The sequence below is a fragment of the Paenibacillus sp. GYB003 genome (assembly GCF_036577625.1).
Classification (GTDB): domain Bacteria; phylum Bacillota; class Bacilli; order Paenibacillales; family NBRC-103111; genus Paenibacillus_AB.
In genome coordinates this window covers 16358-42351 of the sequence record NZ_JARBDC010000015.1, presented here as the reverse complement: position 1 = coordinate 42351, position 25994 = coordinate 16358, and the positions used below count along the sequence as shown (strand labels likewise).

Annotated in this window: 13 protein-coding genes and 1 other annotated feature; of the genes, 4 read left to right on the top strand and 9 right to left on the bottom strand. The window is 56.1% G+C overall.

Going from position 1 to position 25994, the window contains the following annotated elements; translation table 11 throughout:
* Window positions 1–4: 4 nt before the first annotated feature.
* Complete coding sequence (locus tag PV407_RS08605) at window positions 5–2221, bottom strand: EAL domain-containing protein (protein ID WP_332089507.1); 2217 nt, start codon at window positions 2219–2221, stop codon at window positions 5–7.
* A gap of 176 nt (window positions 2222–2397) precedes the next feature.
* On the opposite strand from PV407_RS08605, the gene PV407_RS08600 reads away from it, so the two are divergent.
* On the top strand, window positions 2398–3369 hold the full coding sequence (locus PV407_RS08600; protein WP_332089506.1) for a copper amine oxidase N-terminal domain-containing protein: 972 nt from the start codon (window positions 2398–2400) through the stop codon (window positions 3367–3369).
* Between the two features lie 2 nt (window positions 3370–3371).
* Here PV407_RS08600 and PV407_RS08595 read toward each other — a convergent pair whose 3' ends face one another.
* From PV407_RS08595 to PV407_RS08565, 7 genes are read right to left on the bottom strand one after another with little or no spacing between them, the layout of a single operon-like run.
* The gene (locus tag PV407_RS08595) at window positions 3372–4052 is read right to left on the bottom strand and encodes a DUF4956 domain-containing protein (RefSeq protein ID WP_332089505.1); all 681 of its coding nucleotides are present in this window, start codon (window positions 4050–4052) and stop codon (window positions 3372–3374) included.
* A gap of 30 nt (window positions 4053–4082) precedes the next feature.
* Entirely contained in the window at window positions 4083–4787 is a 705-nt protein-coding gene (locus PV407_RS08590; protein ID WP_332089519.1) for a polyphosphate polymerase domain-containing protein, read from the bottom strand.
* 11 nt (window positions 4788–4798) lie between these two features.
* Window positions 4799–7936, bottom strand: coding sequence for an exopolysaccharide Pel transporter PelG (pelG, locus tag PV407_RS08585; RefSeq protein WP_332089504.1), 3138 nt, complete (start codon window positions 7934–7936; stop codon window positions 4799–4801).
* Window positions 7912–9357 (bottom strand): GT4 family glycosyltransferase PelF, encoded by a 1446-nt coding sequence (gene pelF / locus PV407_RS08580; RefSeq protein WP_332089503.1) that lies wholly within the window; start codon window positions 9355–9357, stop codon window positions 7912–7914. Before pelF ends, pelG begins: the two co-directional genes overlap by 25 nt.
* A gap of 2 nt (window positions 9358–9359) precedes the next feature.
* Window positions 9360–11195, bottom strand: coding sequence for a DUF2194 domain-containing protein (locus tag PV407_RS08575; protein ID WP_332089502.1), 1836 nt, complete (start codon window positions 11193–11195; stop codon window positions 9360–9362).
* Between the two features lies 1 nt (window position 11196).
* Window positions 11197–12093, bottom strand: a complete 897-nt coding sequence (locus tag PV407_RS08570) for a tetratricopeptide repeat protein (protein WP_332089501.1) — start codon at window positions 12091–12093, stop codon at window positions 11197–11199.
* Window positions 12086–14275, bottom strand: coding sequence for an NAD-dependent epimerase/dehydratase family protein (locus tag PV407_RS08565; RefSeq protein ID WP_332089500.1), 2190 nt, complete (start codon window positions 14273–14275; stop codon window positions 12086–12088). Before PV407_RS08565 ends, PV407_RS08570 begins: the two co-directional genes overlap by 8 nt.
* 200 nt (window positions 14276–14475) lie before the next feature.
* Here PV407_RS08565 and PV407_RS08560 point away from each other — a divergent pair, with 200 nt between their 5' ends.
* The 3 genes from PV407_RS08560 to PV407_RS08550 all read left to right on the top strand — a co-directional run bounded on the left by PV407_RS08560 (window position 14476) and on the right by PV407_RS08550 (window position 25535).
* Window positions 14476–15885 (top strand): DUF4832 domain-containing protein, encoded by a 1410-nt coding sequence (locus PV407_RS08560; RefSeq protein ID WP_332089499.1) that lies wholly within the window; start codon window positions 14476–14478, stop codon window positions 15883–15885.
* 91 nt (window positions 15886–15976) lie between these two features.
* Window positions 15977–16237, top strand: a binding site (T-box leader).
* Between the two features lie 49 nt (window positions 16238–16286).
* Window positions 16287–19370 (top strand): isoleucine--tRNA ligase, encoded by a 3084-nt coding sequence (gene ileS, locus PV407_RS08555; RefSeq protein ID WP_332089498.1) that lies wholly within the window; start codon window positions 16287–16289, stop codon window positions 19368–19370.
* Between the two features lie 1128 nt (window positions 19371–20498).
* Window positions 20499–25535 carry a cadherin-like beta sandwich domain-containing protein gene (locus tag PV407_RS08550; protein ID WP_332089497.1) on the top strand — a complete coding sequence of 1679 codons (5037 nt, stop codon included), beginning with the start codon at window positions 20499–20501 and terminating at the stop codon, window positions 25533–25535.
* A gap of 93 nt (window positions 25536–25628) precedes the next feature.
* Here PV407_RS08550 and cyoD read toward each other — a convergent pair whose 3' ends face one another.
* Window positions 25629–25994, bottom strand: a complete 366-nt coding sequence (gene cyoD, locus PV407_RS08545) for a cytochrome o ubiquinol oxidase subunit IV (RefSeq protein ID WP_332089496.1) — start codon at window positions 25992–25994, stop codon at window positions 25629–25631.

Here is a 25994-nt window from a genome sequence, read left to right as displayed (position 1 = left end):
CTTTCTATAGAAACAAATATTCCGTATCCCTCATGCGGCCGGCGAAAGCCTCCGCCGGCAGCGGGATGCTGATCAGAAACCCCTGCGCCTCGTCGCAATGGTGCTCGGACAAGAAGACCAGCTGCTCCACGCTTTCCACGCCTTCCGCGACGACCTCCAGTCCGAGCTGGTGCGCCATGGAGATGATCGTCCCGACAATTTGCCGGTTATGCTCGTCCGTCAGCAGGTCTTTGATGAAAGACCGGTCGATTTTCAGCCGGTGGACGGAAAACTTTTTCAAATAATTGAGCGAGCTGTACCCGATGCCGAAATCGTCGATGCTGATCTGGACGCCCAGCTCGTACAATTTCCGCAAAATCGAGGTCGTGTTCTCCACGTCCATCGTCACGCTCTCGGTTATTTCGATGCCCAAATATTTCGGATCGAGCCCGGTATTCCGCAATACCCGTTCGACCGTTTCCACGCAGTTGCCCCTGTGAAACTGCTGGGAGGACAAGTTGACCGCCACCCGGATCGCCGGCAGCCCGCCGTTCTGCCACTCTTTGTTATGGCGGCAGGCCTCCTCCAGCACCCATTCCCCGAGCGAAGCGATCAGCCCCGTCTCTTCCGCCAAAGGCACGATTTCGGCCGGGGAGACGAGCCCCTTCTTCGGATGCTTCCAGCGCAGCAGCGCTTCCGCTCCGGTTATTTTGCCGGTGCGTATGTTGATCAGCGGCTGGTAAAACAGCTGAAGCTCGTTTTGCTTGAGCGCCAGGCGCAAATCGTTTTCCAGCTCGAGCTGCTCCAGGGAGCGGCGGTTCATCGAGGGCGTGTACAGCTTGTACTGGTTTTTGCCGATCGCCTTCGCCTGGTACATCGCCATGTCGGCGTGAATCATCAGCGTTTCGGCGTCGAGCCCGTCGTGAGGGTAAAACGATATGCCGATGCTTGTGGAGATGCGGAACTTATGATTGTCGATAATAAAGTCCTGTTCCAATATATCCATTACCTTTTTCGCCACCTGAACGGCATCGTCCGCTTCCTTCACGCCGGGCAGCAAAATCGAAAACTCGTCTCCTCCCATGCGGACGACGTGGGCTTCGGGCACCCCCTTTTGCAGCCGTTCCGCAAACACCTGCAGCAAATAGTCGCCTTTGCTGTGCCCGAGCGTGTCGTTCACCAGCTTGAAGCGGTCCAAATCCAAATAAAAAACAGCCAGCATATGCTTATGCTGCCCGGCTTCCTCAATCAACCGATCCAGCTGCTCGTTGAAATGTCTCCGATTCGGCAAGCCGGTCAAGTCGTCGTGATACGCCAAATAGTTATAACGTTCCTCCGCCTCGTAGCGGTCGGTTATATCCCGAAATTGCCCGAAGGCGCCGATCTGCTCGCTGTACTCGTCGAAAATGGGAAACGCGTCGAATAAACAAATATGCTTTTTGTTCTCGCGCTCGTTGTAAATTTCGATTTTCAAATCCTCGTATTTCGTTCCGTGGCGGATGACTTCGTCGATGTACGACCCGATCGGCTGCAATTGGACGACCGGCTTCTCCAGCAGGTCGTCTCTGTTCAAGCCGGTCAGCTGGTCGGCGGAGGCGTTGAACTCGGTGATGTTCCCGTCCCGGTCCGTAATGACGATCCCGTTTCGGGTCGTATTCATCATAATGTGGTTCAAAACGGCCAGCTTGCGGTTTTGCTTCCGGAGAAGAAGCTCCCGTTCGATCGAATCCGCGGCCGTGCTGAGCATGGCCAGAAAGAAAGGGTGCGCATGCTCGACCATCGTCATAATCGAAATGCTGCCGAGCAAGTCGACGTTGTCGGAATAATGGAACGGGATCGAGTAGCACGCCGTTTGCTGCAGAAAATGGTGGTAGTGCTGGTCGCCGACCAGCTGTATGGGCATTTTTTCCCGCAAAGCGATGCTGACGCTGTTCGTTCCGCACTCCTCCTCCGTCAGCTGGACTCCCGCTTTGATTCCCAGCTGATCGATCGTCTGCTTGATCGCCTCGTCGCCGGCCATTTCCAATATATATCCGTGCTCGTCCGTGACGACGATGACGATCGGACGCCCCTCGAGCTGATGGAGCAGCTTGTTCATAAAATAATAAACGACGGACAGGATGTCCTGGTATTCGATCTTTTTGCACATCAGCTCGGACTGCGACATGACATTCCGAAACTGCGGCAGCACGCCCGGATCCAGACCGATTTCCATCGACTTGACTTTGGATCGCTCTATCAATTGTTCGATGCTCCTCATGTATTTCACAATCCCTTCGAATCGAGAACTTGCCTACGTACACCATTAAACGGCATGAAGCTGGACAAATTCTGAACAAAATGGCGAAAAATTTCGAATCCGCTGATATACTAGAATCCGGTACACCTATATCGTTGACGCGCAAAGGATGTTGAACGATGCGAATATTCAAACTATTGGGCGCGGCGCCGCTCCTTCTCGGACTGCTTTCGCCGTCCGCAGCCGCCGCCGTACCCGAGTCCACCCAGCTGCTGCAGTTTCGTTCCGCCTCGGGCGAATCCGGGCAGGCGACGCTTCGAGGCGCGGACCGGTTCAGCGTCGCATGGCGATTGTCGGAAGCGTCCCCGGATTTAGGGAGCGTATCGGACGACGGCACGTTTTACTATCGGGGCGGCGGACGGCTGTATGCGGTGCTTCCCTCCGGAGCGCGAACGCCGGCCGCAAAGCCGCAGGAGCCCGATCAAAACCGCCCCGGCGCTCCGTCCGGCTTCGTTCTGGACGGAAGTACCGTCGCATACGGGGAAGCCGGCGGAAGCGGCTGGACGTATACGCTTGCCGAAGGCAGACGGGCGGTGCCGGCCACCCTGCAAACGGATGCGCAGTCGAACGTTTACTTCCAGGACGACGCCTCGAATTGGTACTCGTTGACTTCCTCGGGACAGGAAAGATTCATGCTGGAGCTGGAACAGAGCGGAGTCGCGTCGAAGTGTTTGGCCGCGCCGTCCGGCGATTCGGTATGCGCCTCGCCTGCGTTCGGCCTGATCGGAATACGGGAAAAGACGGACGCTCCCCGGCTGTTCATAGGCGGCAGGGAACGCTTCTTTCCGATGCGTCCGACCGTGATCGACGGCGTGACTTATGTGCCGCTTCGTCCGATCGCGGACGCACTGAACGCGTCTGTCGGCTGGGAGGGAGAAACCCGTTCGATCACGCTGACGAGAGGCCGCGCGATTCGCATGACGATCGACGTGCCGGAGGCGACGATCGACGGCAAGAGGATCCCGCTGGAGCATCCGCCCGTTTTGCTGAACGATGCGACGTTCGTACCGCTGCGCTTCGTAGGAGAGGCTCTCGGCGAAATAATCGTATGGGAAGAGGCGACCCGAACGATCCAGATCGCCTCGCCTTGAATTTACTGCGCGTAATCGCCGGAATAGTTGACCAGCGCGACGTCCAGTACGCCCTTCAAAGCCGCAAACTCGCTCACGAACGCCGTGTTGTCGTCCCTCAGCCGCAGCTCCAGCGTCAATTCGGTGAAATCTTTGCGCACCGTTTTCGATTTCAGATGATACGTCATTTTGCGAAGACGGGTGCGGATTTCCTCCGTCGCCGATTCGTCGTGGCGAATGACGAACAAGTACGGCTGCTCCCGCACTTTTCGCCGGGACAGCCAGAACAGCGCGAGACCGACGGCGATCGACCCGACGATCGTAACCGGGTACAGCTTCGCGCCCGTGGCGATGCCTGCGGAAACGGCCCAGAACATGTAGACCGTGTCCAGCGGGTCTTTGACCGCCGTCCGGTAACGCACGATACTGAGCGCGCCGACCATCCCGAGCGACAGCACGATGTTGGTGCTGATCGTCATAATGATCAGCGTCGTAATCATCGTCATCAGGACGAAGGTCACGTTGTAGTTATAGCTGTACACGACTCCGCGAAACGTCTTGCTGTAGACGTAATAGATGAACAGACCGGCCAGGAACGATACGGCCATCGCCAGTACGAAGTCGATATAAGAAATGTTCCGAAACGCTTCTAAATGAAGAACGCTTTTCTTGAATAAATCCTGGAAGCTTGTCGTATCGCCCATGGAACGAACTCCTTTTCATTCGGGTCCTGTTTATTTGTAGGTAAAGTGCCGCATCCCGATTTCGCGGCAAATGACGTATTTCGAAATGGCCGACCTGGCGTGCTTTTGCGGCTGCATAAGCAGCCGCACCGCCTCCGGCAAATATTCGTTGAATTTGATTTCCATAATCGTTCTGCCGGAATCCAGCACCTCGACCAGCGCCAGCCGGGGATCGAACATATCGTGCGTGTTGATGCCGGCCGCCAGCCTTTTGTCGAACGTGACCCGCACGTCGCCGTGCTCGTATACGTACGCTTCCCGCGTATAATCGACGATGACGGCGGGACGGAATCCGCGCTGCTCGACGGCGAAATAAAAATCTTTCAGAAGCGGAACGGTCGCGTCCTTCAGCACCGAGCCGTCGCCGACGAGCAGCCGTTCGTACTGCTCCCGGCTGAGCGATGCGGCTTCCTTGCATATGTAATCGCCGTATTTGCTTTTGCGCTCCAGCTTGATCACTTTGTCGCTGCCGTTATAAATGCGAATGCGATATTTTTGCCGGCTGAAGATGCCGTTAATTTTGTCGTACAGCGAGTGCTCGTGCGGTCCGTCGAAGTAAAGGCTCCGAATGGAGTAGCCGTCCTTGTCCTCCGAATTGCCGTCCAGCTTCAGCATGGTCGACACCCGCTGCCGGAGCTGCAAATATTCGTGCGGGTGAATGTAATACTTCAATTCGTGGCGCAGTTTTCTCCCCATAAATTGCACGTCTATTCCACCTTTATTTGTCTGATGCCGAAATAATGGTTCTCTTCTTCATCCTCGTAATGATCGAATGAAATTTGCGAGTTTCCTTTTTGATCCCGCACGACCACTTTCCAGTAATACGTTCCCGGCTTCAAACCGTCCACGAGCGTTTGCGTGCTGGTCAGTCCGTTTCGGTTTTCGACGCCGCTCGTAAACAACGGATCTTTGGCGATCGACCAATCGTAGAACAGCTCGTCGCCCTGCAGGTCGAACGAATGATCCCAAGTGAACACATGCTGTCCCTTTTCGTTTTTCCGCACGTCGCCGAGAAAGATCGGTTTCGGCTTTTGGAGGTCCTCCTCGAAGCGGGCGATCGAGCGGCTCGGCGTTTCGGCGATGACTTTGAGCTCGTCGTCCAGCTTGTTTTTCTGGATCGTCCAAAAGTTTTTGTCCGGCGCGCGGGTCAGGAACTGCTCCAGCACCGGCTTGTACGCGGCCAGCCGCTTCGCCACGGACTCGTTGTTGATCGTTTTGTGCAGCTCGTCGATTTTGTTCCGCAGCAGGCGAACGTTCGCTTCGCTGTGAAGGAACCGGTTATGCAGCACGTTGCCCCAATAGTTGCTGATCCCGCTCGAATAAGGGCTGATGCTGCTCAATCCCCGCTGCAGCTCCCAGCCGCCGTCGTAATCCCACGGAACGAAGTACCATTTGTTCGAATTGAGCGGCGAGTAGAGCAAATAATTGTGCGCGTCGGTATCCATGTTGTCCATCAAGATGTTGGCGGCGAGCCATGTCAAATAATTGTCCAGATCGAAATGCTCGGCGATGACGTCGTTGATCGGGATCGCCCTGTTGTTTACGTCGTCGAGCATCGCCAGCAGCTTGTCGTGATCTTCCCGGCCCTGAATTTCCAGCACCCGCTCGAAAGCCTGCTTGTCGTAGCCGGGATCGGATTGCGACTTCAACGACTCCGGATAGCGGAAAAATTCGAACATTTCCGCTTTATACAGCTGGCCGTTCGGGTCGAGCCAATGGTTTTTCAAAAACTGCTTGTTCGGATTTTCGATATGGGTGTACAGGCCGTAATCGACGAACGGCTGGTTGCCGCCTCCGCCCGCGGACAAATCTTTGACGAACAACCGGACAAACTGCGTCCGGAGGCTGGCGATATCCGGCAGCGTTTCGAACAGGTCGTAGCTGAGCTTGTTGCGGACGCGGGAAGCGTCGAAGTAATGCTTGTTCAAATTCAATACGCGCTGATCGCGCCAAAGTCCGGCCTGCTCGTTCAGTCTGATTTTGTACGACCGCTGCGGCGCGTAGCGGGCCGTATTGCCGCGAAGGCTGATCTTGGCGTTCGCCTCGGTCGTGCCGTAACCGAACGTGCCCGGAGCGACCCCGCTTCCGTCGGCCGGGCCTTCCTGCATAATGATTTTCAGGTCGCCTTCTTCCATCCATTCCTGGAGCCGGTTCAGCCGATACCAGTCGAGCGGCTGCTTTTCGTCCGTCTGCCCCGGCAAAATCGTCAAGTACAAACCGAGGACCGACGTATCGTCATCGCGCTCGTACAGCCTCTTGTCCTCGACGAACCGTTCGGAAGCGGTCGAAGACGCTTCCTGCACGACCGGGGGCGCATCCGCAGGAGGCTGGGCCTGCGGGTCTTCGTCCGAGCACGCGGACAGCAGCCCGGCCAATACGAGCAGCATCGCGGCCGTCGCCGCCGTTTTGCCGCCCTTCCGCCCCCGGAACGGAAGCTTGAACGACGGCCCGGATTCGCCGGCGGACAAACCGAGCGGCTGATCGCAGTAGGTGTAATAATCGATATTGCGCACATACGTCACGAGACGGGTCAGAGCGAGCGCGAGCGCGCCGAACGAAGCGAGCACCATCCCGAGACCGTGGCTTTCCGTCTGCATCGTCCAATAGGAGAGAGACGCATTCAAAAGGACAAACAGACCGCTGATCGCAAGCGCCCCCTTCCGGTCGTCGAAATACAACATCAGCAGCATGACGATAAAGGCGTTAATGAACAAATAGTAGCCGAGAACGAGAATGATGAACGTATCGATTTGCTCCATTGAAAAGGCGATGGCCGGCAGCAGCTTGATGCCCAGCGCGATCGAGACGACGGTGGCGATCAGCTGCACTTCCATCACGAAGCTGATTTGCTGCATCAGCGTATGCTGCATCGTTTGCTTCGCCCGCGCGATTTCTTGATACGTGCCCCCGTTCAGAATGAGAGCGTAGTACTCCCGGTATTTTTCGTAGAACGCCGTCTCCATCGAAACGACGAACGTAACGAGCGTCGGGACAACCGTCAAATAGGCGTAAAACACGGGCGTGTCGTAGAAAGGAGAAATGACGTACGCCTCCGCGACCCGCACGCCCGACGGCCCCGACCAATAAACGAAGCTGTGCACGTAAACGCCCGCGTAAAAAAAGGTGCCGATCCAAAACAAAGCGGGATATTTGCGAAAATAGGCCAAAAAACTGAAATACAGCCGGCTCGAGCGCGGCGGCATCGCCTTCTCCAAATGGCGGCCGGACAGCAGCGCGACAACGAAGAAGCCCGCATCGATCATCGTCAAAACGGCGGTCGCGTTCGCCTGCTTCGTAAAGGAAAGCAGCAGCCAAGAACCGACAACCGCTATCGCGACCCCGTACAAAAAGTTGCGCGCAATCCGCTTATAGTCTTTCAACGCGGACAAAAACACCGATTGCAGCCAGATGACGATCAGCTCCGAGAAAAAGACGAACGTCGCCAGCTTGTATCCGGGTCCGGCCGGCACGCGGCTCAGAAACAACACGGCGCACAGCGCGCCGATCGGCAAACAGACGGCCGCCGCTCCGTAAAACGACGAAAGCAAATATTCGTGTTTTTTCTGGTACATCATATCCGCCGTGAACCGGGTCAGCAGCATGGACACGCCGCCGGTCAGAAGCACGGAGAAAATAAAACAGTATACGACGGTCGCCATAAACAGCTCCCGCTCCAAAAAAGGCGCGCCTTTCGCCGTCATCAGCCACTGCATCGCCACGATCATCGAGACGCACAGCACCATGGGCCCGACCGTAGTCATCGACGAATACCCGTAGGCTTTCATATGGCTCAGCAGCCCGCGGTCCCGAAACAGCTTCTTCAATTCGAAGCCGATGCCCGCCATTGTCCCGCCCCCTCATAAGATGCATAAAGCTTCCGGTAGCTTTCGATGAAGCCTTTATGCGTATAATGCTTGCGAATGCGCTCCAAACCGTTTCGGCCCATCTGCTCCCGCAGATTGCGGTTTTTGCACAGCGTTACGATTTCATCGGCCATCCGGTCGTAATGCATGACCGGCACGACGACTCCGGCGGGACCGATCCCGTCGTCGCGGCCGTAAAGCAGCTCGCGGCAGCTGCCGACGTCGGTCGAGACGACCGGCTTGGCGCTGGCCATCGCTTCGAGAACGGCGAGCGGCATCCCTTCGCTTACGCTCGACAGCAAAATGAGATCCATCCGCCCCAAGTAGTCTTTAATGCGGACGCCTCCCGTCAGAACGATTCCTTCCACGCGAAGCGACTCGATCAGCTGCACGCATTCGTTATAGTACTCCTCGTCTTCGTCCGCGGGTCCCATAATATACAGCTCCGCTTCGGGAACTTGCTGCTTGACGAGAGCGAAGCTGTGGATCATCGTCTTGATGTCTTTGATCGGCACGATCCGCACGATCGCGCCAAGGCGAACGGGCGCCCCGCCGTCGGCGGGAGGGCCGGCCACCTCCGCATAATCGGCGTCGTTCACGCCGTTCGGAATAATCCGGATTTTGTCCGGGTCGCACCCCAGCTCGATTTCGATTTCCTTGTTCCGGTTGAACAGCGTGATCACTTCGTCGGCATAGTCGTAAGCGCAGCCGGACAGACGGTAAAAATATTCGATCCACATATCTTTGAAATACCCTTTGACCCAGTCCGCCTTAATGATTTCTTCTTCTCTCTCCCGCGAATAGATGCCGTGCTCGGTCAATAGGAACGGCTTTCCGTATAGATGCTTGGCGAGAGCGCCGATCACGCCCGCGTACCCGGTCGATACGCTGTGATACAAATCGGCCTGCGGAATGTCGTGACGCACCGACAAAAACAGCGGCAGGATCATCGAGCGAACGGCCCAAACCATTTCGGTGAACGGAATTTGCGAATATTTCTCGGCGCACAGCTCGGCAACGGCCCCGAAAAACGGCTTGCTCATCAAAAAATCGGCCGGAGTGCGGAATTGCTCGGAGCGCAGCAGCTCGAAGAGCGGTTCCCAATCCGCGTTTTTCTCGCCGGTCAGCAGCGAGCGGAACGCCTCCTTCTGCCCGGCGGTCAACCGGACCGGCCGGGCTTTCTCCTTGGATTCATCCGCGAAGCCGTCCAGAAACGTCTCCTTCACCTGGACGACGTTCGGGGGAAGCGTATATTTGAATTGGCCTCGCTGGCTTTCGTGCGCGCCGATCGTGTAAATGACGAATTCGTGCTCCGGAAAATGCGTGACGAGCGAATGGATCCAGCTGGACACGCCCCCCGTCACGTACGGATACGAGCCTTCGGCAATAATGCAAATGTTCATGATCATGATTCTCCCAGCGCAATTTCAAAGGTTGCTTTCGCCGCCGTGATCAAGTAAGCGCCGTCGTCCAGCTTTTGCGTCTTGCAGCCGGATACGGCCTTGATCGGCTTGGTCGTGCGGAGGATGAAATATTGCGGCCCATGGAACGAATCGATCTTTCCGCGAATCGCCCCGTTTTCCCGCACGATTTCCAGACCGCCGGACAGGACGCCCCCGACCTCGGCCGCCGCTTTCGCGGACGTCATCGGACGCAGCCACGGGTATTCCGTTTCCAGTCTCGATACCATGCCGGAAAATTCCCGGTACAGCTGCTCCCAGGATCGATCGCCGCTGCGCTGCTCATCCAGCAGGTCGTCGGGGTGAATGAAGTGGGAAAATATGCCGTGCATCGTAATGCCGTTCGCGATGACCCATCTGACGTCGGGCGTTTCCGCGTAGCCGGATGTCAGGCGCGGCAGCTCGATAATGCCGTCCTGCGCGATTTCGAATTCCTGGGAATACGCGTTGCCCTCCAAATCTTCCTCGTACAGGGACGAAATGACCGCGAGGCTCGGCAAGCCTTGCTTCAACGCTTCCCGGCCTTCGGGGCTCAGCACGTTGGAGGGCGGCACATACGTCAGCAGCGCATAGTTCGGAAACACTTCGGCCGCGAACCGGCTCGCCTCCCGAACCGCCTGAGTCATGCTGTCCACGTCGCTCCACGGTTTGTAGCCGTATGTATTCGCGACCGCGGGGCTCGTATGCAGCGACTGGTGGTTGAAGCCGTGCAGTCCGATTTCGCCCCCGCTCTTGATCAGTTCCCTGCCGTATGTAAGCAACGATTTCAAATCGGCGTCGACCGGCCGCTGAAACGGCGGCTCGACCTGGTCGGTGTACGATTCGATTAACACGGCCGTATATTTGATGTCGTACCGGCTTGCTGCCGCGAGCATGTCCGGCCACCAGATTTCCTTGAAGAAGGTCGGGATATCGCGGCGGTATTCCCGGTATATCCGGTCGTTCGTGCCTCTCGGCAGCGGAGCGGGAAAATCGTCGATATAAAACAGCTTCGCGTTGAAGATCGGGTAAATGAAATCGGGCTCCAGCAGGCTGATCGCGCCGGCGATCATGCCCCTGTTTATTTTTTGCGACAGCATCGTGCCGTTCATCACCATGAATTTCCCTTTTCCGTGCGGGTACTCCCACAGCAGCGGCAGCCCTTCGGGCGATTTCGCCAGCACCTTGCTCTTCTCGTCAAGCTCGACGGCGAGAGAAGCGTTGTCGACGAGAGGATGATCGATGGCGAGGCCGTTTTCCCCGATCAGCACGTTCGAAGTGAGCCGGATTCCTTTCGTTACGACGGTCCCGTTCTCGGAGATGATGCCGATTTGGTGATACATTCGGTAAAACGTATCGTTCGGCTCGGGAGGAACCGCGAGGAAGACGTACCCGCCATTGTCGACGTAATCCGGCAGCGTTCGCGCGTTTCCGAGCAGGTCGAGCTTTTCCGCAGCGACGATCACCATGCCGCACCCCGACGCGGAAAATCGTTCGGTCCGCAGATCGAACGTCTTCGCCGGCTTCTTCATGTAGGCCAGCGTCCGCCCGATCTGGTCTTTCGTCATGACGCTGTACGGCTGCAAGCCGTCAAAGGCGATGCAGTACAGGGCGCCCGGCTGCGAATGGGAAGCCGCGCCCGCCGCGGCGGGCTTCCATTCCCGCTCAAAGTGGGGCAGCGCCTCGTTCGTGCTGTATTGCAGAACGAATCGCGAGTTCGTCAGCTGAAAGCCGAGCGTGAGCAGCAGCACTCCCGCAATAATGATGTAGACGTTCCGTTTCAGTCTTACCTTGTTGTTCATGCTAAGCCCCTTCCGACCAAAATCTGACGGTTGTGAGCGACTCGCTCGACAAACGCACCGGCGACTTTTTCAGCGCCTCCAGCGTACGCCTCAGCTTCTCGTAGGAGCCTGCCGTGAAATAGACTTCCATCATCAGCATGTACGCGTCCTCGCGGTTCGGGAATCGCTGCAAAAACGATCGGGCGGTTCGCTCCGCCTCCAAATATTCGCCGAGCTCCAGATCGGCGCGAATTTTGTCGGCGTACGCCTTCTCCTCTTCCGGCGACAGCTCGAGCAGCCGCGCCAGCAAAGCCGTATACGTGCGCTTGTGCTTGACGATCGTCCTGTCGTCCAGAAAGCCGCTGCCCATATAGGCGGCGAGAACGTCCGCGTACGCGCGAAGCAGGTATGGATCGTCCTTGTCGTTCTCGTATCGGACCGACAGCTCCTGAAGCTTCAGCGTAAGCTTGCGCTTGACTTCCATGATGGCGCTGACGGCGTAATGGGACGTTTCCGTATCGTCGTTGCTGACCGCGTTTTGAATGATCCCCATGTAGGACAAGGAATCCTGCTTCAGCAAATCGATGATCATCTTTCGCCTTGTGGAATAATCGTTGACCAGCAGCGCTTCCTCCAAAGGCACGATATTCATTTCTTTCTCGGCGTTCGGCTTCGGCAGCAGTCTGCTTTCTTTCTCCAGCTCGAAGTCGAACAAGTCGAACTGCTCCGATTCGGCCGCTTCCGTGCCGTTTCGCCCGATCATGCCTTTCGGCCAAAAGAGCGGAAGCGCAAATCCGATCACCGGGAGGGCGGACGCGAACGCGAAGCGTATCCCCCACTCCCGCCGGTCTTTCCGCCAAAACACGGCCAAAACGACGCCGGTTATAAGTACGTATACCAAATACAGCCACTCAAACATATTGAACATCCTCTTCCGCCATGCGCACCGAAATGCCGTTCTCCTGAAACCGTTCCAGAACGCGGGACGCGTCTTCCGCGTCGGAATTGCTGAGCAGCACCATGAGTCGCCCGTCCTCGCCGATGCCGATATAATCGGTTTCGCGAAGCAAACGCGCGATCCGGGCCGGAAGCTCCCGCGAAGCGAAGGGGCCGACGTCTACCGCAAGCAGCGCATAGTCGATTCCGTGATGCGATTTCGCGCTTTTTTTGGCCTCGAGTATGCTTCCGAACACTTCCGGCTTCAACACCGGCGTCCCTTCGATATACCTTTGGTTGACCGTCGCCTCCACGAACGCCAGCGCTCTGGAAAAGGCGGAGGAAATCAGATCGACCGTAATTTTGAACACGTTTTGATGGTACAGCGTAAAATGCTCGAACTTCATGCCGCTCAGCGCGATGACGGCCACCACTTCGCCGTTGCTCATCACCGGCGCGGCCATAAGCGGCGCGTCGCCCTGAAGCTCTTTATTCACAAACAGCTTTTGCTCGAGAACGACCTGGCGGACGTACGGCACGTCCTCCACTTTAATCGACTTGGCCGTATCGGCGCCTGCGGCGTCCGACCGGGACACGAGGCGCAAATACGTTTTGTATTTGTTGACGCTGTAAATCGAGACGACGTCCGCCCGCATCACCGATTCGAGAACGCCCACGGTCGAGGCGAAAATTTTTTCCGGCTCCAAACTTTCCAATTCCTTCGTGACGGCGTGAATTTTGCCGAAGCTGTCGGCGCTGTTCATCACTTGATGCTGTAGCTGCTCTTTGACTTCGCGCGTATCGTTGTAGACGCCGGTCAAAAAGGCGTATTTTTCTTCCAGCGTTTCCTTCTCCGACTTGATCGCTTGAACCGCCGCGTTTTTGAGATCGATCGCATAGCCCACGACGAGGCCGATGAACAAATAAACGGCGGTGTAAAAATAAAAGTCGGGATCCTGCAGCAGCGAAATGAGCTCGCGCCCGTATGCCAGCTGCTCGTAGACGAACAGCGAAACGGATAGCGCGACCGCGATGATCGACTGCCGATTCCCGTATATGATGCCGAGCAAAATGATATAAATGAGCCGGAAATCGACCAGATCGTACATCGTATCCCGAAGCGACAGCGTAATCCACGCGGTCAGCCCGAACGCCAGCGCGTTTTCGGCGTACGGCTTCGCCGTTTGGGCCCACTTCCCGAACGCGGACGACGCGAACGGCTTCGGTTTCGGATTCGTTCCCGCCTCCGGCGAACGGTTTGCGGCGAACCAATCGTACGTTTTGCGAAGCCCTTCCTGGAACGAATATTTCGGCGCCCAATCGAGGTCTTTTCTTATTTTCGCGTTGTCGAGCCTCGACCGGTAAATGTCCCCGGGGCGGCTGTCCTTATACGTTACGGACAAATCCCCGCGAATCGATTGCAGCGTATCGACCAGATCGTTCACGCTCGTCTCGGTATTGCTGGACAAGTTGTACACGCCGGTCAAGCTCGAGTACGAAGCGCGGTAGATGGCGTCGGCCACATCCTCCACATAGATGAAATCGCGGGTCTGGCCGCCGTCCCCGTAAACGGTCAATTCCTTCGCCGAAAGAGCTCTTTCGGTGAAAATCGAAACGACCCCGCCTTCTCCCCCGTTTCCTTGCCGCGGCCCGTACACGTTGGAGAACCGGAAGCAGATCGTCTCCAGCCCGTATATTTCCTGCCATTTCCGACAGTACGTTTCCCCGATCCATTTGTTCAGCCCGTACGGCGAAATCGGCTCGCATTGCTCTTCCTCCGAGAGAGGCATCCGGTCGTTCTGACCGTAAACCGCCGCCGATGAAGCGAATATGAGCTTTTTGACGCCGTACTTTTGCGACAGCGACAAAATGTTCGATAATCCCAGAACGTTCGACTTCGTGTCGAGCCGCGGATCGTCGACCGAGGTGCCCACACTGACCTGAGCGGCCAAATGAACGACGACGTCGAACCGGGAGCTGCGAAAAATTTCTTCGCACTTGCGGTCCTCCACGTTATGCGTGTAGCTTTTGTGTTTGAACCCGATGTTTCGCTTGCTGCCGGTCGCCAGGCTGTCGATGATGGAAACCTCGTAGCCTTCTTTATAAAATCGCTCGGCCACGAACGAACCTATAAATCCGTAGCCGCCTGTGACTAAAACTCGCATGGCTTTCCTCGCCTTTCCCGATAATCTGAACTGGTCCGTACCCGGATGCTTTCGATATCGTAAGACAGTCGTCTATACAAAAACTGAACAAAATAACTCGTATTTTATCGAAAACGCTCTCTGGAATTTAACGCGATACCGAGATATAATGGTCGACAACACGCCTTCGAACGTTTTCAGAAACCGAAAGGACAACGATTATGAACCGACAACGCATTTATCGCAGCCTTCTTTTCTTTGCGGTCCTCGCAGCCGCCGCTTTATCCGGCCGATTCGCCTACGACCTGCTGGCCGACGCCAAAAACAGCCGCGTCTCCTACATGCCGGCCGAAACGGACCAGGTGCTGGCCAACCCGTTCATGGGCTTCGCGGTCGACGCCAAATACACCGACGCCAAGCAGCCGTTTCGACTCGCCCACGTCAATTTGACGTGGCGGGAAATCGAGCCGAAGAAAGGCTCCTACGCCTTCGACAATTTTGAACAAAAATTTAACGTATCTTTATGGAGAAGCCGCGGCGTCCACCTCGTCCTTCGGGTCATTCTCGATTATCCCCGCGAGGAAACGCACATGGATATCCCCGATTGGCTTTACGAGGAAATCGACCGCAAAGGGACCTGGTACGACGGCGATTACGGCAAAGGCTTCAGCCCGGACTACGGCCATCCGGCACTCATCGAAAATCACGAGCGGCTGCTGGCCGCCCTCGGGAAGCGGTTCAACGACGATCCGCTAATCGCGTACATTCAGCTCGGCAGCGTCGGCCATTGGGGAGAATGGCATACGAGCGACGACGAACGGCATTACATTCCTTTTCCGAAACGGGACATTACGGATCAATACGCGAACCATTACGTCCGCTCGTTTCCGGACAAGCATCTGCTCATGAGACGTCCCCATGAAATCGCCCGCGTCAACGGCATGGGACTGTTTAACGACGCGTTCGGAAAACGAAAATCGACGATCGAAGGGTTTCTGAAATGGTATACCGAAGGCTATACGTCGTGGCTGACGGGGGAACCGGAGCCGGCCATGCCGGACTTTTGGACGAAGGCCCCGAGCGGCGGCGAATTCGCCACGGGCGCGAATTACTTCGACGATCACAATATCGAGGAAACGCTGCGGCAAGCCGCGCTCACGCACGTCACCTGGATGGGACCGAGCGCTCCGTACAAGGAGACGAATCGGGCTTTGCAGCCGAATATCGACCGATTTTTGAAGACGATCGGCTATCGCTTCGTCATCAACGAGGAGACGCATCCGAAGACGGCCGTCGCCGGCAAAAGCCTGGACGTCTCGATGCGGATCACGAACCGGGGGGCAGCCCCCTTCTACTTCGAATGGCCGCTGGAGCTTTCGCTTGCTAGCGCGGACGGTTCGGTCGCGACGTCCGTCCGGACGACCGTCGATATTCGCGAATGGCTTCCCGGGGAGCATCAAGTGTCTTACCCGCTTCCGCTGCCGAAGCAGCTGCCCGCCGGAACGTACACCGTGCTTGCGGCCGTTTTGGACCCGCAGACCGGCAAGCCCGGGATCGAATTCGCCAATGACGGGAAACGGAGCGACGGCCGGTACGCGCTCGGCACTGTCGCCGTGAAGTCCGGGAATTAGGGCTCGGCTTCTTTGGGCGCGGCCCGGGCGACGCGAACATTGACTTTCGCTCGCGGTTGGTGTATAAATGGATGTAAATTCAATACGTCGTTTACATTCGTTGACGAGAACAAGTACGTCAGCCTGCTTGATCCCCAGAGAGTCGGCCGCGCGCTGAAAGCCGATGTTCGAGAAGCAGACGGAAATCATCTCCGAGAAGGATGGCCGAAGTTTGCCAGTAAGCCGTCCCGGGCTCCCGCCGTTACAAGGGGCGCGTATGGTTGTACGTGACTGAGGTGCCGCGGCAATTCCGTCGATTCGGATGCGCCGGCGGAACAAGGGTGGTATCGCGAGAGCTAATCTCGTCCCTTACGGGGCGGGATTTTTTTGTTTATTCATATCAAAGAAAGGTTGAATCCAAGGTGAGAAAAGTAGACGTCAAAGAAAAGCCGAGAGCCCGCGAGCTGCGCGTCCTCGGGCAATGGAAGGAACAGGACACGTTCCGCCGGTCGATCGAAAACCGCGAAGGCAGGCCGAACTTCGTCTTCTACGAAGGCCCGCCGACCGCCAACGGCAAGCCGCATATCGGCCACGTGCTCGGTCGCGTCATCAAAGACTTCATCTGCCGTTACAAAACGATGTCCGGCTACCGCGTCGTGCGCAAAGCCGGCTGGGATACGCACGGCCTGCCGGTCGAGCTGGGCGTCGAGAAGCAGCTCGGCATTTCCGGCAAGCAGGAAATCGAGAAATACGGCGTCGCCGAATTCGTCGAGGCGTGCAAGGCGAGCGTGTTCGAATATGAGCGGCAATGGCGCGAGCTGACGGAAGCGATCGCCTACTGGACCGACATGGACGATCCGTACGTGACGCTGACGAACGATTACATCGAGAGCGTCTGGCATATTTTGTCCGACATTCACAAAAAAGGGCTGCTGTACAAAGGGCATCGCGTCAGTCCGTATTGCCCTTGCTGCCAAACGACGCTCAGCTCGCACGAAGTCGCGCAGGGCTACGAGGACGTCAAAGATTTGAGCGCCACCGTCAAGTTCCGAAGCAAAACCGCCGACGAATCGTTCCTCGCCTGGACGACGACGCCGTGGACGCTGCCGGCCAACATCGCGCTGGCGGTCGGACCGGACATCGATTACATCAAGGCGAAGCAGGACGGCGAAGTGCTCATCGTGGCGAAAAGTTTGGCGGACAAAGTGCTGAAGGAAGGCTACGAAACGTTGTCCGTCCATAAAGGCGCGGAATTCGCCGGCGCTTCGTACCATCCTCCGTTCGGCTACGTGAAGCCGACCGGCAAAGGCCATATCGTCGTCGCGGCCGATTTCGTCAGCGATACGAGCGGTACCGGCATCGTGCATATGGCTCCGGCGCACGGCGAAGACGACTACAAGACGACCCGCCAGCACGGCATCGATTTCGTCAGCGTCGTCGACCTGGCCGGCAAATATACCGACCAGGTGACCGAGTTCGCCGGCCGGTTCGTCAAAGATTGCGACGTCGATATCGTCAAAAGCTTGTCCGAGCGCGGCCTGCTGCACGCCAAGGAACGGTACGAGCACAGCTATCCGTTCTGCTGGCGCTGCAAATCGCCGCTGCTCTACTACGCGATGGAAAGCTGGTTTATCCGGACGACCGCGGTCAAGCAGCAGCTCATCGACAACAACAACAACATCGACTGGTATCCGTCCCATCTTCGCGAAGGACGGTTCGGCAAATTCCTCGAGGAGCTCGTCGACTGGAACATCAGCCGCAACCGGTATTGGGGGACGCCGCTCAACGTATGGATTTGCGGCGATTGCGGTTCGGAATACGCGCCGGGCAGCCGCGAGGAGCTGCAGGCGAAGTCGATTCAGCCGCTCGATCCGAACCTCGAGCTGCACAAGCCGTACGTCGACGGCGTGAAGCTGCGCTGCTCGTGCGGCGGCACGATGGAACGGACGTCGGAAGTGATCGACGTCTGGTTCGACAGCGGCTCGATGCCGTTCGCCCAATACCATCATCCGTTCGGCTGCGAGAAGACGTTCCGCGAGCAATATCCGGCGGACATCATTTGCGAAGGGATCGACCAGACGCGCGGCTGGTTTTTCAGCCTGCTGGCCGTTTCGACGCTGTATAACGGCCGGTCGCCATACAAGGCGGTCGTATCGACCGGCCACGTGCTCGACGAGCAGGGGCAGAAAATGTCCAAGAGCAAGGGCAACGTCATCGATCCGTGGGACATTATCGAACAGTTCGGCACCGACGCGTTCCGCTGGTCGCTGCTGGCCGACAGCGCGCCGTGGAACAGCAAACGGTTTTCGAAGCAGATCGTGTCCGAAGCGAAGTCGAAGGTGATCGACACGATCCACAACGCGCACGCGTTTTACGCGCTGTACGCGAACATCGACGGCTACAAGCCGGAGGAGCATGCGCCGCGCGTTTCCGACAACGAGCTGGACCGCTGGATTTTGTCCCGCCTGCACTCGACGCTGCGTCAGGTGGAGAAAGGGCTCGAGCAGTACGATTTCCTCAATCCGGCGAAGCAGATCGAATCGTTCGTCGAAGAGATGAGCAACTGGTACATCCGCCGCTCGCGCGACCGGTTCTGGGGCGGAGCGATGACCGCGGACAAAGTGTCCGCCTACCAGACGCTCGGCGAAGTGCTGCAGACGCTGGCGCTCATGATCGCGCCGTACGCGCCGCTGATCGCCGAGGACTTGTACGGCAACTTGGGCGGAGCGGGCAGCGTTCATCTCGCCGATTATCCGAAGGCGGACGAAGCGAAGATCGACGCGCAGCTGGAGAAAGAGATGGAGACCGCCCGGCAAATCGTCGAACTGGCGCGCACCATCCGCAACGACGCGGCGATCAAGACGCGCCAGCCGCTTTCCGAGCTGATCGTGTCGCTCGACCGCGAGTTCGACCTGGCCCGGTTCGAATCGATCATCAAGGACGAGGTCAACGTCAAGCACATTCGCGTGGAGCAAGGCGACGGCGGCTTCGTCGATTTCACCCTCAAGCTGAATTTGAAAGTGGCGGGCAAAAAATACGGCAAATTCGTCGGCCCGATTCAGGCGCACCTGAAGCAGATGCCGGCGGCCGAGACGAAGCGGGTCGTGGACGACGGCTTCCTCGACATGACGGCGGACGGCGAATCGCTGCACATTCCGATCGACGAGCTGCTCGTCGAGAAGCAGGCGAAAGCGGGCTTCGCTTCGGCGTCCGGCAACCGGATCACGGTCGCCCTGAACACGACGATTACCGAAGAGCTCGAGCAGGAAGGCGTCGTTCGCGAAGTCGTCCGCGCGATCCAGGACTACCGCAAAAAGCTCGACCTGCCCGTCGAGAAGCGCGTCAACCTGACGCTCGACGCGGACGGTCCGCTGAAAGCGGCCATCGACCGGTTCGACCATGTGCTGCGCGACAACGTCATCGTGGCGGACGTGCGCTTCGGCAAGGCGGACGGCATGGAGTACGTCACGATCGGGGACAGCAGTTTGGGGTTGAAGATCGAGTAGGCGGGAGCCTACGGCATAGGAAATGACGCTTGGTTATGAAAAACCGTCCGGTATTACGCCGGACGGTTCTTTTATGCGCAATCCGAACCTTTTTGCGCGCCGAAACGGCAACGGAGCGGGAAACGAACTGGAAATGTTCCCGCTATTTTCGGCCGTTTCCCGTTTCCGGGCAAACCAACGGGAAAAAACAACGGGAAAACGTCCCGATCCGTTCGTCCATGCCGTGCCTATCGCCGATATGGCGCCATTTTAGCCGGAGCTTTGTTGCTTGGCGGCGGCAAGCTTCTGCCGGCCGGTCCGATGCTTCTGCGCCGTCGTGGGGATGTTTTTCCCGGTTATTCGAAACGACGCCTATAGGAGATCGAGATAACTGGAGGTTTTCCAGTTCGTCCCCCGTGCCCCATTTCCCCTTGACCTCCTGTGAGCTGATTTCACTCCCATCGTTTCTTCCGGATTTCGGACATCGGCTAACGAACCGAGCAATCGTTATCGGAGCTGAATGCGAGGGGTTGAATTTGCTTGCGGACTCCAGTAACGCTATTGCCGGCAAATCGGATCGATTTCTCCCCTTTTCGGCTGGATAGCGATTTCCGGATTCGTTAGCCTGGAAAAACGATCGTTTTTCCGCCGATAAGCATACTACGATTCGTTCCATCCCGCATCGACCGAGACGGATCCCGTTTTTGGCAAAAATGAGAGGTTCAGTATCCCTTTCCTTAAACCAAAATGTATGCGGTTTGTCTGTCGCTTTTTATTCCATTATCCCCCAAATTTGGTCGACAATATTCGGCAAATTGTCTCCCGGTTCTTTTTTCAGATTTTGTTCAGATTTTGTACAGATTATTTTTGTATACTCCTTCGGTAGGATACGTTGCCTTGCAGCAGAAGCGCAGTAGCTCTCTGCTGTTTCACGTGCGGGGACAAGCAATTGCTTCGGGGCGATGGAAAATTTTGTCGAAAAAAGGAGGGGTGATGACGAGAATCGACTAGTCGGTTTTCCTTAGGTCCATCCGACCAGGCAGAGTTCTCGAATAGGCAAAACGAAGTACATACGACGGCAAGTCTAGAAAGACGTCGCGGCGCTATGCGCAAGCGGCCCATTTTATGTGGAATTGGGGAGAAGGCAAAGTGAAGCGTTTTAAATTCGGCACAACGGTGCTCGCCTCAGCGGCCATGCTGTTCTCCGCTTTCTCGGGGATCGCGTCGGCAGCTCCGGCAATTTCCGTATCGTCGCCAACTGTGACCTTTACGCATGGCAGCGCACCGGTTCCGGTATCGCCGGATCTCGTTATTAACGGAGGCAATGGCTTTGGTGTCGGTAGCATCAATTTCAAGCTGGACAACGCAACGGCAAACGAAACGTTATCCTTAAAAACTTCGGCTCATGCCGAGACTGCCCCGGGCGCCGTTTCGGTAGTCGGAACGGATATTTACCTCGGCGACGGATCAGTCGCAAATAAGATCGGCTCGGTTAATGCATCCCTTAACGGGCAAAACGGAAATGAATTACAGATTGATTTCGATTATTCCATTCCGATTCCAAATGGGAATTTCGATCAGGGTAGCGGTATCATCATCGATAAATGGACGATTCATAATAATACAGTTACTTTGGGTACTTATGCTAGTAAAACGCAAGGCAAGGTCGTTTCCATTACCACTTCGGGTCCTCCTTACACTGTATCAGGTGCGGTGTATAACCCTGTAACACAACAGAACGATTTACCTTACTCGTTTACGACAGACTTTAACTATAACCCCACAATCTACGATTCTGAGAGAAAAAAATACCATGATGCATGGGGTTATGAAGGAGTGGAAAGATCACCAAAAGGTACTCCCTCATTCACCAGTACAGGTATCGACAACACCAATGGCATCAAATCTCTACGATTGGCCTTTACGGGAACTGTCAGTGATGGGGTAACAGGCGATAAAAATCCAATCTCTTACGGTACCATTTTTGGTCCAGAAGCCATTAGTGAACCATTCGCAGCGCAGGGTGGCGATTCGCTTGCCTTCGATTGGAAAGCGGCAAATGGCGGGGATGATTATGAGATTTACGGCTTTTTAGTAAATACAGCCACAAACGAACATACGGAAATACTGTACGGACGCGGCAAAGATCAGCCTTGGACTACCGCTGCCGGTGTCATCCCGGCAGATGGAACGTATCAATTCCGCTTTGTTGCTGGTTCGTTTGATCGTACGGGTGGTAAACAGGTCGGAGCATCGCTCTATATCGATAACGTCCGTATAGCAAGCAGAACTGTGAATGACAATGTAGCGCAAGCTGTAGCGCGCCTGGTTCAGTATTCGGTCAGTCCTTTCCCGAATCCGCTGGTCAATAAGGACAGACCGATAACGATTACGGCACGCGACAACATCGGGCAAACGGCTACGGGTACGGTTACCGTCAAGCTGCAAACGTTGGAACTCGTAAAAGTCGAAGTAGATGAAAGCACGCCCGATACGGCCAAGCTTACTTTCAACCTGCCGGTCGGCACGACCATTGATTTGACCGGAATGAAGATCAACGGGCAAAAGGTTATCGGAGCAACGGTTCAAAACAATGTTGTCATTGCCAAGCTGGAACAGCCGGTCGGCGCAGGAAGCTTGACGGTCGTCTATGACGACAATTCGCCGAGCAACGTGGAGCTTGCGGCCGATCCGTCCGTTAAGCTGGTGCCGATCAATGAGAACGATCAGTCCGGTATTACACCGGTGAATAACGTTGTGCCGTTGAAACTGATCCATGTATCGACCATGTATCCGGAAACTTCGCAATTGAAGCTTAAGTTTAACAAAAACGTCGCAAGCGAGCCGTTGAATCTTGCCGGACTGACGGTTGGCGGAAAGCCGGTCACACTTGTCGGCGTAAACGGCGACGAAGTCATCGTACAATTGGAAGAGCCTTACAAGGATGGACAGCAGCTCGCCTATGCGGCAAGCAACGGCAATGTGGCCCAAGCCGGAAACCCGAATAACAAGCTCGGCAATATCACTGCAGGGCAGCTTCCTGTACTGAGCGGGAAGGTCGGCGATCTTGGTTTGTCCGACGCTAACGGTCCGCTTAATTTGGTGCCTGTGTTCCATACCGACGTAAACAGCGGCTACGAAGCTGTTGTCCCGAACGCTACGGACAAGATCAAAATCGCGCCGCAAGCGTTGAACAGCGGCAATACGACCATTAAAGTGAATTTGAACGGCGTTGAAATCGATAACGCTAACGGCGGTTGGGACAACCTGCCGCTCGTAGAAGGAATCAACACCGTTGTAACCAGCGTATACAGCAACGACGTTCCTCCGGCTTTGCTGGATCAATACGTCGTAACCGTTATACGCGCAACGAACAAACTCGTTTCGCTGACGCCTTCCGCTTACAGTCTGGAGACGGCGTTTGATACGAATACGCTCGTTTACTCGATGTCCGTTCCATTTAGTCAAAACGAACTGGCCTGGACTCCAGTTGCGCTCGACCCTCAAGCGACCATTGAAGTGAGCGTTAACGGCGGAGCCTTCACTTCGGTTGCAAGCGGCAATAAAACCGGCAATTTTGCACTCAATGTCGGTCTTAACAGCTTTATCGTAAAAGTAACTGATCGCAAAGGCGAAGTTCGCGAATATAAGGTTAATGTCAAGCTGCAAACGTTGGAACTCGTAAAAGTCGAAGTAGATGAAAGCACGCCCGATACGGCCAAGCTTACTTTCAACCTGCCGGTCGGCACGACCATTGATTTGACCGGAATGAAGATCAACGGGCAAAAGGTTATCGGAGCAACGGTTCAAAACAATGTTGTCATTGCCAAGCTGGAACAGCCGGTCGGCGCAGGAAGCTTGACGGTCGTCTATGACGACAATTCGCCGAGCAACGTGGAGCTTGCGGCCGATCCGTCCGTTAAGCTGGTGCCGATCAATGAGAACGATCAGTCCGGTATTACACCGGTGAATAACGTTGTGCCGTTGAAACTGATCCATGTATCGACCATGTATCCGGAAACTTCGCAATTGAAGCTTAAGTTTAACAAAAACGTCGCAAGCGAGCCGTTGAATCTTGCCGGACTGACGGTTGGCGGAAAGCCGGTCACACTTGTCGGCGTAAACGGCGACGAAGTCATCGTACAATTGGAAGAGCCTTACAAGGATGGACAGCAGCTCGCTTATGCGGCAAGCAACGGCAATGTGGCCCAAGCCGGAAACCCGAATAACAAGCTCGGCAATATCACTGCAGGGCAGCTTCCTGTACTGAGCGGGAAGGTCGGCGATCTTGGTTTGTCCGACGCTAACGGTCCGCTTAATTTGGTGCCTGTGTTCCATACCGACGTAAACAGCGGCTACGAAGCTGTTGTCCCGAACGCTACGGACAAGATCAAAATCGCGCCGCAAGCGTTGAACAGCGGCAATACGACCATTAAAGTGAATTTGAACGGCGTTGAAATCGATAACGCTAACGGCGGTTGGGACAACCTGCCGCTCGTAGAAGGAATCAACACCGTTGTAACCAGCGTATACAGCAACGACGTTCCTCCGGCTTTGCTGGATCAATACGTCGTAACCGTTATACGCGCAACGAACAAACTCGTTTCGCTGACGCCTTCCGCTTACAGTCTGGAGACGGCGTTCGATACGAATTCTCCGAATTATACAATGACCGTTCCTTACGGTTTATCTGAACTGGCCTGGACGCCAGTAACGATCGATCCGGCGGCAAAAATTGAATTCAGCGTTAATGGCGGCGCATTTACGCCGATCAAAAACGGAGATAAAACTTCCGCCACTGCACTTTATGTTGGATTGAATACATTCGTCGTAAAAGTAACGGATCGCTTCGGCGAAGTTCGCGAATACAAAGTTACCGTAACGAAACGTTCTTCCACGTCGAATGTCGGAGGCGGCGGAGCAGCGCCTGCACCGGCACCTGCAGGCACCGACCTTGGCACGAAAAACGGAAGCACCGCTCCGTTCGCAACCGCTAAGGAAAGCGGCTCGGGAACTGTGGCGCAAATCGATCCGGCCCGTCTCGACGAGCTGTTGAAGAACAAAAACGAAAAACTGTCCGTTCAAGTTCCGAATCAAAACGACGTTTCCTTGAAAGGCTTGACGGCAGACAAAGTGAAGCAATTGACCGATAACGGCTCGACGCTGGAGGTCGGCAACTTGCTGGCGATTTACCCGGTTCCGGGCGGCCATCTCGACCTGAACCAAATTGCGCGGCAGTACAACAACCCGGCACTCGCCGATATCGAGGTTAACGTAGACATTCAGCGCGCGCCTCAAGCGCTGACCGACAGCGCCAAGAAAGCGGCGGCGGCGCAAGGCTACGAGCTTCTGGTCGACGCAGTCGAGCTGAACCTGTCGTTCACCCATAAGGGACAAACGGTCGAACCGGATCTTCTGAACGGATATGCGCCAAGATATATCGCTCTTCCCGAAGGAGTCGATCCGAATCGCATTACGACCGGCGTTATCGTCAATCCGGACGGTACGATTTTCCACGTGCCGACCGTCGTAACGAAAATCGACAATCGTTACTTCGCAATGATCAACGATTTGCGGAGCAGCGGCACGTACTCGGTGATCTGGAATCCGCAAGATTTCGACGACGTGAGAAGCCATTGGGCGAAAGACGCAGTTAACGATATCGCCGCAAGACTCGATTTGCAAGGCACCGGCAACAATACGTTCTCGCCGGATCGCAACGTGAACCGTTCCGAGTTCGCTGCGATCGTTGCGGCAGGCATGGGCTTGCTGCAGCAAAACGTTCCGGCCAGCTCGTTCGGCGACGTTTCGAGAGCGGCCTGGTATCATGACGCAGTCAAGATCGCCAGCGACTTCGGCATCGTGCTCGGCTACGAAGACGGCTTGTTCCGCGGCGGTCAAGAAATTACGAGAGAGCAAGGCATCGCCATGATCGGCCGCGCGTACAACCTGGTTAACCCGCAGCAGCAGCCGATGTCTCAGGCGCAAATCGACGCGGCGCTCGCCCCTTACGGCGACACGGCGGAAATCTCGTCCTGGGCGAAAGAAGTAGTCGCCCGGATGGTTGCGGCCGGCATCGTCGAAGGCGGCAGCGGAATGCTGTTGAACCCGCAAGACAACATGACGCGCGCGGAAACGGCCGCGTTGATGAGAAGATTGCTGCAGCATACGAGCCTGATCGATTAATAGAAAGCTTATCGCAACTAACGAAAACACCCCGCAACAGCAATTTGGCTGTCGCGGGGTGTTCCTTTTGCCGCAAATCTATAATTGTTCCACTTAATGCGCAACCTGATTGTAGGTCATAATCCAGATCGAGCCGATGACGATCGTCAGCAGGATGAGCAGGCCGAGAATGAGCGCCATCAAGTTCCAGCGCGGTTTTTTCTCCTCCCGCAAATGCATGAAGAACACGAGCTGCACGACGAACTGCAGAACGGCCGAGCCGAGCATGACGACCATCGCTCCGGTACCGGTCATCCACCCGTTCAGCACGACGACGAGCGGAATGATCGTCAGAACGATCGACAGCAAAAAGCCGATGAGGTAAGACTTGAACGAGCCGTGCGCTTCGTGGCTTTGGGACGAATCCGAGTGACCCCCGTGGCCGCCGTGGCTGCCGGTATGGGCGGAATGCTGCGCCAT

Bases quoted from the DNA above. Each gene is read 5' to 3' on its own strand.
- PV407_RS08590 (WP_332089519.1), bottom strand. From the start codon at position 4,787: ATGGGGAGAAAACTGCGCCACGAATTGAAGTATTACATTCACCCGCAC.
- pelG (WP_332089504.1), bottom strand. From the start codon at position 7,936: ATGGCGGGCATCGGCTTCGAATTGAAGAAGCTGTTTCGGGACCGCGGG.
- PV407_RS08565 (WP_332089500.1), bottom strand. From the start codon at position 14,275: ATGCGAGTTTTAGTCACAGGCGGCTACGGATTTATAGGTTCGTTCGTG.
- pelF (WP_332089503.1), bottom strand. From the start codon at position 9,357: ATGAACATTTGCATTATTGCCGAAGGCTCGTATCCGTACGTGACGGGG.
- cyoD (WP_332089496.1), bottom strand. From the start codon at position 25,994: ATGGCGCAGCATTCCGCCCATACCGGCAGCCACGGCGGCCACGGGGGT.
- PV407_RS08570 (WP_332089501.1), bottom strand. From the start codon at position 12,093: ATGTTTGAGTGGCTGTATTTGGTATACGTACTTATAACCGGCGTCGTT.
- PV407_RS08595 (WP_332089505.1), bottom strand. From the start codon at position 4,052: ATGGGCGATACGACAAGCTTCCAGGATTTATTCAAGAAAAGCGTTCTT.
- PV407_RS08560 (WP_332089499.1), top strand. From the start codon at position 14,476: ATGAACCGACAACGCATTTATCGCAGCCTTCTTTTCTTTGCGGTCCTC.
- PV407_RS08575 (WP_332089502.1), bottom strand. From the start codon at position 11,195: ATGAACAACAAGGTAAGACTGAAACGGAACGTCTACATCATTATTGCG.
- PV407_RS08600 (WP_332089506.1), top strand. From the start codon at position 2,398: ATGCGAATATTCAAACTATTGGGCGCGGCGCCGCTCCTTCTCGGACTG.